Below are 13,650 nucleotides of genomic sequence, written 5' to 3'. Positions count from 1 at the left end.
GCACACGCGCGGCCGGTGGTTGTCGCTCGGGGGTGATCGCCGGTGATTCGGACGCGGTTCCTGCCTCCGTCCGCGGGCGCTCTCCTTTCCGAGGACGTAGCACTTCTCCCATCCCAGGACGGGCCCAGGCCCGGACCGGAGATGTACGTCCGAGAAGGAGGAAAACAATGAGTTCCCAGGTTCGTGGCGGCACCAGATGGAAGCGTTTCGCTCTGGTCATGGTGCCGAGCGTCGTCGCGACCGCGGCGGTGGGTGTCGGTCTCGCGCAGGGTGCCCTCGCGGCGTCCTTCAGCGTGTCCGGCCAGAGCTTCAAGGTGCGTGCGGACAAGCTCGTCGGTGAGGACTTCGTCCAGTACGGGTCGGTCGCCACCGGTATGGACCCCGAGGGCAAGAACGGGGCCCACGCCGTCGCCGTGTCCGGCTTCAGCAAGGCCACGATCACCAACATGTGCCAGTCGGTGGTCACGCCGAACCTGCCGTTCGGCCTCGGCACCGTCACGCTTCAGCTGAACGCGGGCACCAACCCGAAGAAGCCGGTCAAGGCGACCAACCTGTACCTCGATGTCGCCGAGCTCGACGCCGACGCGTCGTTCAAGAACATCGACATCGGCGTTGCCGCGGGTGCCCTCAAGGACCCGAACAAGCCTGGTTCGATCGGCATCCAGCCCCGCACCCAGGCGAACCCGAACGGTTTCGCGCAGCGCGCCGAGAAGGCCACGCTGACCAACGTGAAGCAGACGGCGTGGGCGACCACGGCCGGCACGTTCAAGCTCAGCAACCTGAGCCTGCGGCTGCACAGTGGCGTCAAGGAGTGCTACTAGGCACCCGCCGGGTGGCCGGGGCGTTCCCGAACGCACTCCGGCCACCCACCCTTTCACTTCTCACAGCAGTACCGGTTCCAGGGAGCTGTCTTTCATGAGCCCCGAGTCCACAGGGCAGAACGAGCATTACCTCCGCGTGTTCTGGCGCGCATTCCGCACCTGGCGGGGTAATCGGCCGTTCTGGGCGGGCCTGTTCACCATGGCGGGTGGCCTTCCCATCGCGTACTTCCCGTACGCCAACATGCACCTCGGCAACGTCACACTGGCGATGTCCACGACCGCCGGTGCCGGGTCCCTGATCATCGGGGTCCTGTTGATAACGCTGGGGCTCACCATGTGGTTCCACCACATCGTGAGGGTGTTCGCGGGCGTCGCCGCGATCCTGCTGGCGCTGATCTCGATTCCGGTCGCCAACATCGGCGGCTTCCTGGTCGGTTTCCTGTTCTCCCTGCTGGGCGGCGCGCTCTCCATCTCGTGGGCCCCGGGCGAGCCCGTGGCCGAGGACACGGCGGCGGAGGAGGCCGGGGTGACCGGCGCCGGGACGCAGGCGCCCGGACCCGAGTTCCACACCACGGCGGCGGTGCCACAGCAGCCGGAGCAGTACGACACGACAGTCGAGGCCGATGGCGGGAGGCGCCGTGCGGGGTGACGAGACGCAACTGAACTCGGCCGGGGACCGCCCCGGCGCCAGGAGCGGACCGCGCCACGCGGCCCCCCGGAAGTCGCTGCTGACGAAGCTGCACATCCCGGCGGGCAAAGCGTTCGCGCTCGCCGCCATGCCGACGGCCGTCTTCGTGGGCATGGGGCTCACTCCCAAGCTCGCGCTGGCCGACGACAACCCGGACATCCCGTTCGCGCCCGGCCCCTGCGTCACCCGCTCCGACGAGCCGGCCGAGTCGCCCTCGCCGTCCGCCTCGAAGACGACGTCTCCGTCCCCGTCCGCCACCGATGCCGCCACGTCCGGTGCCGGTGCCGGGAAGAAGGACGACGCGACGGCCCCGGAGCCCGCCACGACCCCGGCCGCCGGGGACGCGGTGAAGCCCGCGGCCAAGTCCGTCGAGTCCGACGCCCCCGGGCCGAGCGCCTCGCCCACCCCGACGAAGTCGAAGAACCCGCTCGACCCGCTGGGCGTCGGCGACGCGCTGCGCGACCTCTTCGGCATCCCGGACAAGGACGCGGAGACCCCGTCCCCCGACGCGAGCACCGGGGCCCCCGCGCCGGAGGAGTCCAAGAGCGCGGAGAAGCCCGCCGACAAGCAGGCTCCGAAGTCCTCGGACGGCACGGACGCCGCGAAGCGGACGGCCGACAGCACCGCCGACGCCATCCGCGAGGCGGCCGGCAGGGCCGGGAAGACGGTCGAGGAGCTCGACGACAGCGTCAAGGGCCTCGACGCGAAGAAGGACGAGGACATCCCGGACGGGGCGAAGAAGCCCTTCCCCTGCCCGACCCTCGACGCCGAGGCGCTGGCCGCGGCCAAGCAGGACACGGGCGTCCCGCTCCTCCCGGACGACCCGTGGATCCTGGAGAGTTCGGCGCTCACCCTCAGCGGGCTCGACTACAAGGGCATCGTCGAGGTGGAGACGTACAACGGCACCGTCAAGAAGGTGCTGAAGTTCACCGCCAGCTCGATCGACATCGACAACCTCCACCAGAAGACCGTCGGCCCGGCCGGGACGACGGCCCATGTCCAGGCGCGGAAGGGCTCCAAGTCCACCATCCGCGACGGCGAGGTGACGATGTACACCGAGGAGCTGAAGGGCAATCTCTTCGGCCTCATCCCGGTGACGTTCAGCCCGCAGTCGCCGCCCCCGCTGAACGTGCCCTTTGCCATCTTCACCAAGGTCAAGGTCACGCAGGCCGGCCAGTTCGGCGGCACCCTCACGGTCCCCGGGCTGCACAACTACCTCACCGGCGGGAACTGACCGTACGGAGAACACGGCGGGCCGCACTCCCGAGGGGGAGTGCGGCCCGCCGTCGTTCGCCGGGGGTGTCAGTCGCGGGCGCCGCCGCCGACGTGGTGCACCCGCACCATGTTGGTGGTGCCGGGGATGCCGGGGGGCGAACCGGCCGTGATGACCATGGTGTCGCCCTCGTTGTAGCGGCCGAGCTTCAGCAGCTCGCCGTCGACCAGGTCGACCATCGCGTCGGTGGTGTCCACGTGCGGGACGATGTGGGCCTCGACGCCCCAGCTCAGCGCGAGCTGGTTGCGGGTCGACTCGTCCGTGGTGAACGCCAGGATGGGCTGGGCCGCGCGGTAGCGGGAGAGCCGGCGGGCGGTGTCACCGGACTTGGTGAAGGCGACCAGCGCCCGGCCGTCCAGGAAGTCCGCGATCTCACAGGCGGCACGGGCCACCGAACCGCCCTGGGTACGCGGCTTCTTGCCCGGCACCAGCGGCTGGAGACCCTTGGAGAGCAGCTCCTCCTCGGCGGCGGTGACGATCTTCGCCATCGTCTTGACCGTCTCGATCGGATACGCGCCCACGCTGGACTCGGCCGACAGCATGACCGCGTCCGCGCCGTCCAGGATCGCGTTGGCGACGTCGGACGCCTCGGCGCGGGTCGGCCGCGAGTTGGTGATCATCGACTCCATCATCTGGGTCGCCACGATCACCGGCTTGGCGTTCCGCCGGCACAGCTCCACCAGGCGCTTCTGCACCATCGGGACCTTCTCCAGCGGGTACTCCACGGCCAGGTCGCCACGGGCCACCATCACACCGTCGAAGGCCATGACGACCTCCTGCATGTGCTCGACCGCCTGCGGCTTCTCCACCTTGGCGATGACCGGGACCCGGCGGCCCGCCTCGTCCATCACCTTGTGGACGTCCTTGATGTCGTCGGCGTCCCGGACGAAGGAGAGCGCCACCAGGTCGCAGCCCATCCGCAGGGCGAACCGCAGGTCATCGACGTCCTTCTCGGACAGGGCCGGGACGTTGACCGCCGCGCCGGGCAGGTTGATGCCCTTGTGGTCGGAGATGACACCGCCCTCGATGACGATCGTCCGCACCCGGGGGCCCTCGACCGCGACGACCTTCAGCTCGACGTTGCCGTCGTTGATCAGGATCGGGTCGCCCTTGGCGACGTCGCCGGGCAGCCCCTTGTAGGTCGTGCCGCAGATCGACTTGTCGCCGGGAACGTCCTCGGCGGTGATGGTGAACTCGTCACCGCGGACCAGCTCGACCGGGCCCTCGGCGAACTTCGCCAGCCGGATCTTCGGGCCCTGGAGGTCGGCGAGGACACCGACCGCCCGGCCCGTCTCGGCGGCGGCCCGGCGGACCCGGTCGTACCGGGCCTGGTGCTCCTCGTGGCTGCCGTGACTGAAGTTGAAACGGGCCACGCTCATGCCGGCCTCGATCAGAGCGACGAGCTGCTCGTGGGAGTCGACGGCGGGACCGAGTGTGCAGACGATTTTGGAACGGCGCATGAGGCGGATCCTATCGGTTTGTTTCGCTACGGAATATTCCGTCTGGTGGAAGATACAAAGGGGCGCGGGGGCGCTCAGTTGTGGACCTCTCCGACGCCCCCGCCGGGCCCTCCGACGTCCCCGCCCGGCCGCCCGGCGGGCACCGCGCCCGGCCCTCCGGCGGCCTTCCCGCCCGGCCCGACGAGTGCGAAGGTCTGGACCGCTATCTCCAGCTCCTCGTCCGTCGGCACCACGGCGACCGCGACCCGCGCGTACTCCGGCGAGATCAGCCGGGGCTCGCCGGACCGCGCGTTGTTCAGACCCGCGTCCACCGCCAGGCCCAGCTCCTCCAGGCCGGCGACGGCGGCCTCCCGCACCGGTGCCGAGTTCTCCCCGACCCCCGCGGTGAACACCACGGCGTCCACCCGGCCCAGCACCGCCGTGTAGGCGCCGATGTACTTCTTCAGCCGGTGCACGTAGACGTCGAAGGCCAGCGCCGCCCGCTCGTCCCCCGCGTCCACCCGGCGCCGGATCTCCCGCATGTCGTTGTCGCCGCAGAGGCCGACCAGACCGCTCCGCTTGTTGAGCAGCACGTCGACCTCGTCCGCCGACATCCCCGCGACCCGCATCAGATGGAAGGTGACGGCCGGATCGACGTCCCCGGAACGGGTCCCCATCACCAGCCCCTCCAGCGGCGTCAGCCCCATCGAGGTCTCCACGCACCGGCCGCCCGCCACCGCCGAGGCCGAGGCGCCGTTCCCCAGGTGGAGCACGATGACATTGACCTCCTCGGGGGTGCGGCCCAGCAGCTCGGCGGCCTTGCGGGAGACGTACGCGTGCGAGGTGCCGTGGAAGCCGTAGCGCCGGATGCGGTGCTCGTCGGCGGTCTCCGCGTCGATCGCGTACCGGGCCGCGTACTCCGGCATCGTCGTGTGGAAGGCCGTGTCGAAGACCGCCACCTGCGGCAGGTCCGGCCGCAGGGCCCGCGCGGTGCGGATCCCGGTGATGTTCGCCGGGTTGTGCAGCGGGGCCACCGGGACCAGCCGCTCGATCTCCTCCAGCACCGCGTCGTCGATCACCACCGGCTCGGTGAACCGGAGCCCGCCGTGGACCACCCGGTGGCCGATCGCCGCGAGCCGCGGCGAGTCCAGGCCGAGCCCGTCGGCGGCCAGCTCCTCGGCCGCCGCCCGCAGCGCCTCCTCGTGGTCGGCGATCCGGCCGGTCCGCTCGCGGGTCTCGCCGCCGCCGCCCAGCAGCGGGGTGTGCACCAGACGCGAGGTCTCCTCGCCGATCCGCTCCACCAGCCCCACCGCGAGCCGGGTCCGGTCGCTCATGTCCAGCAGTTGGTACTTCACCGACGAGGAGCCGGAGTTGAGCACCAGCACGCGGTACGCGCCCGCCCCGGCGGGGTCCGCGGCGGCACCCTCCTCGGTGGTCCCGGTGCCCGGGTTCTCGGTGGTCGGGGCGGTCATCCGTTCCTCACTGCTCCTTGCCCTGCGCCTGGATCGCCGTGATGGCCACGGTGTTGACGATGTCCTGGACGAGCGCGCCGCGCGACAGGTCGTTGACCGGTTTGCGCAGGCCCTGGAGCACCGGCCCGACCGCCACCGCGCCCGCCGAGCGCTGCACCGCCTTGTACGTGTTGTTGCCGGTGTTCAGGTCCGGGAAGACCAGCACGGTGGCCCGGCCCGCCACCTCCGAGCCCGGCAGTTTCGTCGCGGCGACGCTCGGCTCCACCGCGGCGTCGTACTGGATGGGGCCCTCGATCCGCAGGTCCGGCCGGCTCGCCCGGACCCGCTCCGTCGCCTCGCGCACCTTGTCGACGTCGGCCCCCGAGCCCGAGGTGCCCGTCGAGTACGAGAGCATCGCGATCCGGGGATCCACCCCGAACCGGGCGGCGGTGGCGGCCGACTGCACCGCGATGTCGGCGAGCTGTTCCGCGTCCGGGTCCGGGTTGACCGCGCAGTCCCCGTACACCAGCACCTTGTCGGCCAGGCACATGAAGAAGACCGAGGAGACGATCGACGCCTCCTCCTTCGTCTTGATGATCTCGAACGCCGGGCGGATCGTCGCCGCCGTGGAGTGCACGGCCCCGGAGACCATGCCGTCGGCCAGTCCCTCCTGGACCATCAGGGTGCCGAAGTAGTTGACGTCCGCGACGACGTCGTACGCCAGCTCCACCGTGACCCCGCGGTGCGCGCGGAGCTGGGCGTACCGCTCGGCGAACGTGCGGCGCAGCTCGGAGCGCTGGGGGTCGAGGATCTGGGTGTCGGCCAGGTCGATGCCGAGGTCGGCGGCCTTCTTGCGGATGAGGTCGGGCTCGCCGAGGAGGGTCAGGTCGCAGACGTCGCGCCGCAGCAGTACGTCGGCGGCGCGCAGCACCCGCTCCTCGGTGCCCTCCGGCAGGACCACCCGGCGCCGGTCGGCCCGGGCCTGCTCCAGCAGCTCGTGCTCGAACATCATCGGGGTGACCCGGCCGCTGCGGGCCACCGAGATCCGCTCCAGCAGCGCCGAGGTGTCCACATGGCGCTCGAAGAGCCCGAGCGCGGTCTCCGCCTTGCGGGGCGTCGCGGCGTTCAGCTTGCCCTCCAGGGCGAAGAGCCGGCCCGCCGTGGGGAAGGAGCCGCCGGCCACCGAGACGACCGGGGTGCCCGGTGCGAGTCGCGCGGCCAGCGTGAGTATCTCCTCGCCGGGGCGCTCGTCGAGGGTCAGCAGCACCCCCGCTATGGGCGGGGTGCCCGCGCTGTGCGCGGCGAGCGAGCCGACGACCAGGTCCGCCCGGTCCCCGGGCGCCACCACCAGGCAGCCCGGTGTCAGCGCCTTCAGCAGGTTGGGCAGCATCGCGCCGCCGAAGACGAAGTCCAGCGCGTCCCGGGCGAGCCCCGAGTCGTCGCCGAGCAGCACCGTGCCGTCGAGCGCCGCGGTGATCTGGGCGACGGTCGGGGCGGAGAGCGCCGCGTCGTCGGGCAGCACCGAGCAGAGGACGGGCAGGGTGGCGGTCAGCCGGTCCGCGATGGCGTCGCGGTCCTGTGCCGCCACCCGGTTGACCACCATCGCGATGACGTCGCAGCCCAGCCCGGCGTACGCCCGGAAGGCGTTGCGGGTCTCGGCCCGCACCGACTCGGCGGTCTGGCCCTTCCCGCCGACCACCGCGATCACGGAGGCGCCGAACTCGTTGGCCAGGCGGGCGTTGAGCGCCAGCTCGTCGGGGAGCTGGGTGGCGGCGAAGTCGGTGCCGAGGACCAGCACCACCTCGTACTTCTGGGCCACCTTGTGGAACCGGTCGACCAGCCGGGAGACCAGCTCGTCGGTGCCCTGCTCGGCCTGGAGGGCGGACGCCTCGTGGTAGTCGAGCCCGTAGGCCGAATCGGGGTCCTGGGGGAGGCGGTAGCGGGAACGCAGCAGCTCGAAGAGCCGGTCGGGTCCGTCGTGCACGAGCGGGCGGAAGACGCCGACCCGGTCCACCTGACGCGCCAGGAGCTCCATGACACCCAGATCGACGACCTGACGGCCGTCTCCCCGGTCGATCCCGGTCACGTACACGCTGCGCGTCACGCGTGTTCTCCCGTCGGTCCGCGGTTTGGGATGGTATTGCCATGTTGACGATACCCGCGGGCCCCGATCCGCCGCCCGCCGGGAGAACCGGTCCCGGAGCGGCGCGGGAAGCGGCCCGGGGGAGCCGCCGGGCGGCCGGGGACGCAAGGTCCAGACCTCTCGTGGGACAATCGCCGTGGCTCAGGGCAAGGGGGGTATCCGCACGTCCCCCGACGCGGCACGGCACTAGTGAGCAGGAGACACAGCACGATGCGCATCGGAATTCTCACCGCAGGCGGCGACTGTCCGGGCCTGAACGCAGTGATCCGCTCGGTCGTGCACCGCGCCGTGGTGGGCCACGGGGACGAGGTCATCGGCTTCGAGGACGGGTTCAAGGGGCTCCTCGACGGCCACTTCCGCCCCCTCGACCTCAACGCCGTGAGCGGCATCCTGGCCCGTGGCGGCACCATCCTCGGCTCGGCCCGCCTGGAGCGCGACCGGCTCCGCGAGGCCGCCGAGAACTGTGCCGAGCTGAGCCGCCGTTACGGCATGGACGCGCTGATCCCGATCGGCGGCGAGGGCACCCTGACCGCCGCCCGGATGCTGTCGGACGCCGGGATGCCCGTCGTCGGCGTCCCCAAGACCATCGACAACGACATCTCCGCCACCGACCGCACCTTCGGCTTCGACACCGCGGTGGGCGTCGCCACCGACGCCATAGACCGCCTCAAGACCACCGCCGAGTCGCACCAGCGGGTCATGGTCGTCGAGGTGATGGGCCGGCACGCGGGCTGGATCGCGCTGGAGTCCGGCATGGCCGGCGGTGCCCACGGCATCTGCCTGCCCGAGCGCCGCTTCGAGGTCGACGACCTGGTGAAGATGGTCGAGGAGCGCTTCGCGCGCGGCAAGAAGTTCGCCGTCATCTGCGTGGCCGAGGGCGCCCACCCGGCCGAGGGCTCCATGCCGTACGCCAAGGGCGAGATCGACCAGTACGGCCACGAGCGGTTCCAGGGCATCGGCAACCGGCTGGCCATCGAGCTGGAGAAGCGGCTCGGCAAGGAGGCCCGGCCGGTCATTCTCGGCCATGTGCAGCGGGGCGGCACGCCGACCGCGTACGACCGGGTGCTCGCCACCCGCTTCGGCTGGCACGCGGTCGAGGCCGCCCACCGGGGTGACTTCGGCCGGATGACGGCGCTGCGCGGCACGGACATCGTGATGGCGCCGCTCGCCGACGCGATCACGCAGCTCAAGACGGTTCCGCTGGACCGGATGGAGGAGGCCGAGTCGGTCTTCTGACCCCACCCGTACGGGGCGCGCCGCCCCGTACCGGCCGAGCGGCTCCGACCGTCCCCCCGTGGACGGTCGGAGCCGCTCGGCGTTCCTCCCGGTGTCCGCGCCCGCCGGGACGGCCGGTCCGGGGCGGGGCGCGGTGCCAGAAACACTCTTGAGCAGCCGGGGCCGATCAACAAGGCTTGCCCCTGTCCCGGACATGTCCCAGTCCTGTCCGGGCACGGGACACGGGGGAGGGGCGCGGCGGATGGCGGTCGAGGAGAGGGCTCCGGACCCTCGGGAGGCGCACGGCGCGCCGGAGTTCGTCGCCCTGCTGCGGGCCCTGAAGGACGCCTCCGGGCTGACCTTCCGCGAGCTGGCGCAGCGCGCCGAGGCGGCCGGTGAGGTGCTGCCCCGCTCCACGATCGCCAACATGCTGGCCCGGAACTCGGTCCCGCGCGAGGAGCTGCTGGCCGCTTTCGTCCGCGCCTGCGGCCTCGGCCCCGAGGGCGTACGGGACTGGCTCGACGTCCGCGCGGACCTCGCCGCCCGCCGACCCCGCGCCGGCGCCGCGGACCCGTCGGACAACGCCCCGTCCGCCTCCGTCGAAGATCCCGCCGCGCCCCCCGCCGAGCCGCCGACCGTGCCGCTCCCCGGCCCTGGCGCACCCCGGCGCCGCCCCCGCGCCCTGGTGGCGGCCGTCGTGGCGGCCGTGGTGCTCGCCGCCGCCGGAGTCACGGCCGCCCTGCTCGTTCCGGACGGGGGCAGCCCGGGCGGCCCCGTCTCCGGCCCGGTCGCCGGGCGGACGGTGCAACTGCGCTCCGTCGACTCCGGGCTCTGCTTCTCCGAAAAACGGGGCACGCGGCTCGGCTGGCTGTACCAGGTGGCGTGCGGGCAGGAGACGGTCCCCGCCTTCTCGCTCCAGCCGCTGGGCGACGACACCTGGCGGATCGTGACCGACCACCCGGACTACGGAAAGGGCTGCACCGGTGTCGTCGACGGGGCACCCGACGCCGGGGCCCCGCTCCAGGACCAGGAGTGCGGGCTGCGCGGCAGGGCGGAGGAGTTCCTGATCCGGCCCGTGGGCACCCCGGTCCAGGGCTACCGCATCGTCCCCGCCCACACCCGGCTCTGTGTCGGCACGGAGGGCCGGAGCACGGAGCGCGGCGCCAAGCTGGTGCAGACGGGCTGTGCGGGGCCGGACCGGGGCAAGGTGTTCTCCTTCGACCCGGTGGCCGCCGGCTGACCCCTTACGGCGGAGGCGGTGTCATGCCTTCGGGCCGGGGGTCTCCGCCGCCCGCCAGAACCGCTCCAGCACCGTCGCCAGGAACTCCCGCCCCGCGTCGCCCGTCGTCCCGGGCCGCTCCTCGCCGGTACTGCTCCAGCTCAGCGTCGACACCATCAGCGACTGGTAGTCGGAGTGCAGCTCCTCCAGCACGTCCTGGAGGGCTCCGCGCTCCAGCGGCACCAGCTTCGCCACCGCCCGCAGCTGCGCCTGCCAGCGCGTGGTCACCGCGGCCCGCAGCGCCTGGGCCAGCTCCTCGTCCCGGCCGCACACCGATACGAAACCGGCCGGTGTCAGCCCCAGCGCCTCGGTGAGCGCCGCCGACTGGCGTTCGTTGCCGCGCCAGCGCCCGGCCTCCTCCATCCGCAGATACGCGGAGGTGCCCACCCCCACCAGCCGGGCCAGCTCCTCCGCGCTCAGCCGCCGCGCCGTCCGGTGCTCGCGCAGGGTGCGCGCGGCGGTGAGGAGTTCGTCCGGGGAGCACCACAACACCCCGGCCAGCGCCGTGAGTTCGTACGCGCTGGGCGCGGCCTCGCCGCGTTCCCAGGCGACCACCGTCCCGGTCTCGATCCGGAGCCCGTACTGGGCCGCGAGGCCGTACGCGACATGGCCGGGAAGCATCCCCAGGGCCTCGCGCAGCCGGCGCGCGGCGGGGGCGTTGAACGGCGGGGAGGGAGGCACGGCCCCACGGTAGGAGTCAAGGCGTTGCCTGACTACGGTGTGTTCCACCGATATCCAGGAATCGTAGGAACATCCTAGGAATTCGGTGGAGACTTCCGGGAACGCCGGGTGTCCCGGGAATCCGGCCGGTTGTCCCGCTCCGTTCAGCGGTCCCGGCTCACCCAGCGGTAGTACAGCTCGGGGCGGCCGACCTGCCCGTAGTGCGGGCTGCGCACCGCGCGCCCCGCCGTCACCAGATGCTCCAGATAGCGGCGGGCGGTGATCCGGGAGATGCCCAGCTCCTCCCCGGCCGCCCGGGCCGTCACCCCGTCCGGGGCGGCCCGCAGGGCGCGGGTCACCGCCTCCAGGGTGGGGCCGCTCAGCCCCTTCGGCAGCCGGGCCGGTTCGGGGGAGCGCAGGACGCCCAGGGCCCGGTCCACCTCGTCCTGGCCGCTCGCCTCCCCGGCCGCCGCCCGGAACTCCGCGTACCGCACCAGCCGGTCGCGCAGGGTCGCGAAGGTGAACGGCTTCAGCACGTACTGGACGACCCCCAGCGACACCCCCTCCCGGACCACCGCCAGATCCCGTGCCGAGGTCACCGCGATGACGTCCGCCGCGTGCCCGGCCGCCCGCAGCGCGCGCAGCAGCTGGAGGCCGTGTCCGTCGGGCAGGTACAGATCGAGCAGCAGCAGGTCCACCGGGGTGCGCTCCAGTGCCCGTACCGCCTCCGCCCGGGAGCGCGCGACGGCGGCCACCGCGAAGCCGGGGACCCGCTCCACGTACATCCGGTGGGCGTCAGCCGCCACCGGATCGTCCTCGACGACCAGTACCCGGATCATGCCGTGGCCTCCTTCGTGTCCGGTGCGGGTGCGGGGCGGGCCGTGCCGGTCAGTGGCAGCCGTATGGTGAACCGCGCCCCGCCGTCCGGTCCCGCGTCCAGCACCACCGTCCCGCCGTTGCGGTGCACCGCCTGCCGGACGAGCGCGAGGCCGATGCCCCGGCCGGTGCCGTGCGTCGACCAGCCCCGGTCGAACACCTCGGCGGCGTCCTCGGGGGCGATCCCGGCCCCGGTGTCGGCGACCCGCAGCAGCAGCTCGCCCTCCCCGGTGAGCGCGGTGACGGTGACCCGGGCACGTCCGGCCCGGCCGCCACCGCCGTCCGGCCCGCGCTGGGCGGGTACGGCGCCGTGCGTGCCGGTCGCCGCCTCCGAGGCCGCGTCCACCGCGTTGTCGATCAGGTTGCCGAGGACCGTCACCAGGTCCCGCTGCGGGAGCGTCGCGGGCAGCGCGCCGTCGTCGATCAGGCTGTCGTCGGCGAGCACCAGCTCCACCCCGCGCTCGTTGGCCTGGGCCGCCTTGCCGAGCAGCAGTGCGGCCAGCACCGGTTCACCGACCGCGCCCACCACCCGGTCGGTGAGCGCCTGGGCCAGCTCCAGTTCGGCGGTGGCGAAGCCCACCGCCTCCTCGGCCCGGCCCAGTTCGATCAGCGAGACGACGGTGTGCAGCCGGTTCGCCGCCTCGTGGGCCTGCGAGCGCAGCGCCTGGGTGAACCCCCGCTCGGAGTCCAACTCGCCGGACAACGCCTGGAGTTCGGTGTGGTCGCGCAGGGTCACGACGGTGCCGCGCTGCTCCCCGCCGACCACCGGGCGGGTGTTGACCACGATCACCCGGTCCGCCGTGAGATGCAGCTCGTCGACCCGCTCCCCGTCCGCCAGCAGCGCCCCGGTCAGCGGGGCGGGCAGCGCCAGCTCGTCGACCCGCCGACCCACCGCCCCCGGAGCCAGCCCCAGCAGCTCCCGGCCCGCGTCGTTGATCAGCGCGATCCGGCGCCGCCCGTCGAGCATCAGCAGCCCCTCACGGACCGCGTGCAGGGTGGCCTGGTGGTAGTCGTGCAGCCGGCTCAGCTCGGCGGCGTTCATCCCGTGGGTGTGGCGCCGCAGCCGGGCGTTGATCACGTACGTGCCGATCCCGCCGAGGGCGAGCGCCCCGCCCGCCGCCAGCGCCAGCGCCCCGAGCTGGTCCCGCACCTGCGAGGAGACCCGGTCCACGGTGATGCCCGCGCTGACCAGGCCGACGACCCGGTCACCGTCCCGGACCGGCGTGACGACCCGGATCGACGGGCCGAGCGTGCCGGTGTACGTCTCGGTGAACGTCTCGCCGCGCAGCGCCCGTGCGGTGTGCCCGAGGAACTTCTCGCCGATCCGGTCGGCGTCCGGGTGCGTCCAGCGGACCCGGTCCGGGGACATGATCGTGACGAACGCGATCCCGGTGTCCGCGCGGACCCGCTCCGCGTACGGCTGGAGCACGGCGGACGGGTCCGGGGTGCCGATCGCCTCCCGTACGGACGGCGAGTCGGCGACCGACAGCGCGGCCGCCCGCACCTGCTTGGCCGCCGTCTCCTTCGCCTGCCCGCTGCCGGAGGCGTACGCGAAGAACGCGCACCCCGCCACCACCGCCGTCATCAGCACCACCTGCATGGCGAAGAGCTGACCGGCGAGGCTGCGCGGACGGGTACGGGGGAGACGCATGGCCCCAGTGTGCCTGGCCGAAAACCGGTGAACTAAATGCACGCAACGGTGACCGGCGTCACAGAGAGCGAGATATTCGCCGGGGGTTTTTCCGGCCCGGACCGTCGGAGCAGCCCTTGCGCCCCCAGGGACGGGGGAGTGACCCGGACGAGCC

General features: G+C 72.7%; 11 protein-coding genes. 5 read left to right on the top strand and 6 right to left on the bottom strand.

The window, feature by feature from the left end; translation table 11 throughout:
- Window positions 1-167: 167 nt before the first annotated feature.
- The 3 genes from ACWC97_RS05180 (at window position 168) to ACWC97_RS05170 (ending at window position 2,743) form a co-directional block, all read left to right on the top strand.
- Window positions 168-821 (top strand): DUF6230 family protein, encoded by a 654-nt coding sequence (locus ACWC97_RS05180; protein ID WP_352277251.1) that lies wholly within the window; start codon window positions 168-170, stop codon window positions 819-821.
- Between the two features lie 94 nt (window positions 822-915).
- A complete protein-coding gene (locus ACWC97_RS05175) occupies window positions 916-1,470 on the top strand; it encodes a DUF6114 domain-containing protein (protein ID WP_385215192.1) in 555 nt (184 codons plus the stop codon).
- Complete coding sequence (locus tag ACWC97_RS05170; protein WP_450648179.1) at window positions 1,460-2,743, top strand: hypothetical protein; 1,284 nt, start codon at window positions 1,460-1,462, stop codon at window positions 2,741-2,743. The genes ACWC97_RS05175 and ACWC97_RS05170 overlap by 11 nt, the downstream gene beginning before the upstream one ends.
- A 68-nt stretch (window positions 2,744-2,811) precedes the next feature.
- Here ACWC97_RS05170 and pyk read toward each other — a convergent pair whose 3' ends face one another.
- From pyk to pta, 3 genes are all read right to left on the bottom strand, one after another.
- The gene (gene pyk, locus ACWC97_RS05165) at window positions 2,812-4,242 is read right to left on the bottom strand and encodes a pyruvate kinase (RefSeq protein ID WP_352277254.1); all 1,431 of its coding nucleotides are present in this window, start codon (window positions 4,240-4,242) and stop codon (window positions 2,812-2,814) included.
- 74 nt (window positions 4,243-4,316) lie between these two features.
- A complete protein-coding gene (locus ACWC97_RS05160; RefSeq protein ID WP_352277256.1) occupies window positions 4,317-5,693 on the bottom strand; it encodes an acetate kinase in 1,377 nt (458 codons plus the stop codon).
- 7 nt (window positions 5,694-5,700) lie between these two features.
- Window positions 5,701-7,776 (bottom strand): phosphate acetyltransferase, encoded by a 2,076-nt coding sequence (gene pta, locus ACWC97_RS05155; protein ID WP_450647561.1) that lies wholly within the window; start codon window positions 7,774-7,776, stop codon window positions 5,701-5,703.
- Between the two features lie 249 nt (window positions 7,777-8,025).
- Here pta and ACWC97_RS05150 point away from each other — a divergent pair, with 249 nt between their 5' ends.
- Complete coding sequence (locus ACWC97_RS05150; RefSeq protein WP_352277259.1) at window positions 8,026-9,051, top strand: ATP-dependent 6-phosphofructokinase; 1,026 nt, start codon at window positions 8,026-8,028, stop codon at window positions 9,049-9,051.
- A gap of 241 nt (window positions 9,052-9,292) precedes the next feature.
- A complete protein-coding gene (locus ACWC97_RS05145) occupies window positions 9,293-10,270 on the top strand; it encodes a helix-turn-helix domain-containing protein (RefSeq protein WP_450647559.1) in 978 nt (325 codons plus the stop codon).
- Window positions 10,271-10,291: 21 nt separating this feature from the next.
- Here ACWC97_RS05145 and ACWC97_RS05140 read toward each other — a convergent pair whose 3' ends face one another.
- The 3 genes from ACWC97_RS05140 to ACWC97_RS05130 all read right to left on the bottom strand — a co-directional run bounded on the left by ACWC97_RS05140 (window position 10,292) and on the right by ACWC97_RS05130 (window position 13,496).
- On the bottom strand, window positions 10,292-10,930 hold the full coding sequence (locus ACWC97_RS05140; protein WP_352277353.1) for a helix-turn-helix domain-containing protein: 639 nt from the start codon (window positions 10,928-10,930) through the stop codon (window positions 10,292-10,294).
- Between the two features lie 203 nt (window positions 10,931-11,133).
- Window positions 11,134-11,808 (bottom strand): response regulator, encoded by a 675-nt coding sequence (locus ACWC97_RS05135; RefSeq protein ID WP_450647557.1) that lies wholly within the window; start codon window positions 11,806-11,808, stop codon window positions 11,134-11,136.
- Window positions 11,805-13,496 (bottom strand): sensor histidine kinase, encoded by a 1,692-nt coding sequence (locus ACWC97_RS05130; RefSeq protein ID WP_450647555.1) that lies wholly within the window; start codon window positions 13,494-13,496, stop codon window positions 11,805-11,807. The genes ACWC97_RS05135 and ACWC97_RS05130 overlap by 4 nt, the downstream gene beginning before the upstream one ends.
- Window positions 13,497-13,650: the final 154 nt, after the last annotated feature.

Source organism: Streptomyces sp. NPDC001108 (assembly GCF_053598535.1).
Note: the sequence above shows the minus strand (reverse complement) of the source record. Positions and strands in the feature narration are given on the sequence as shown.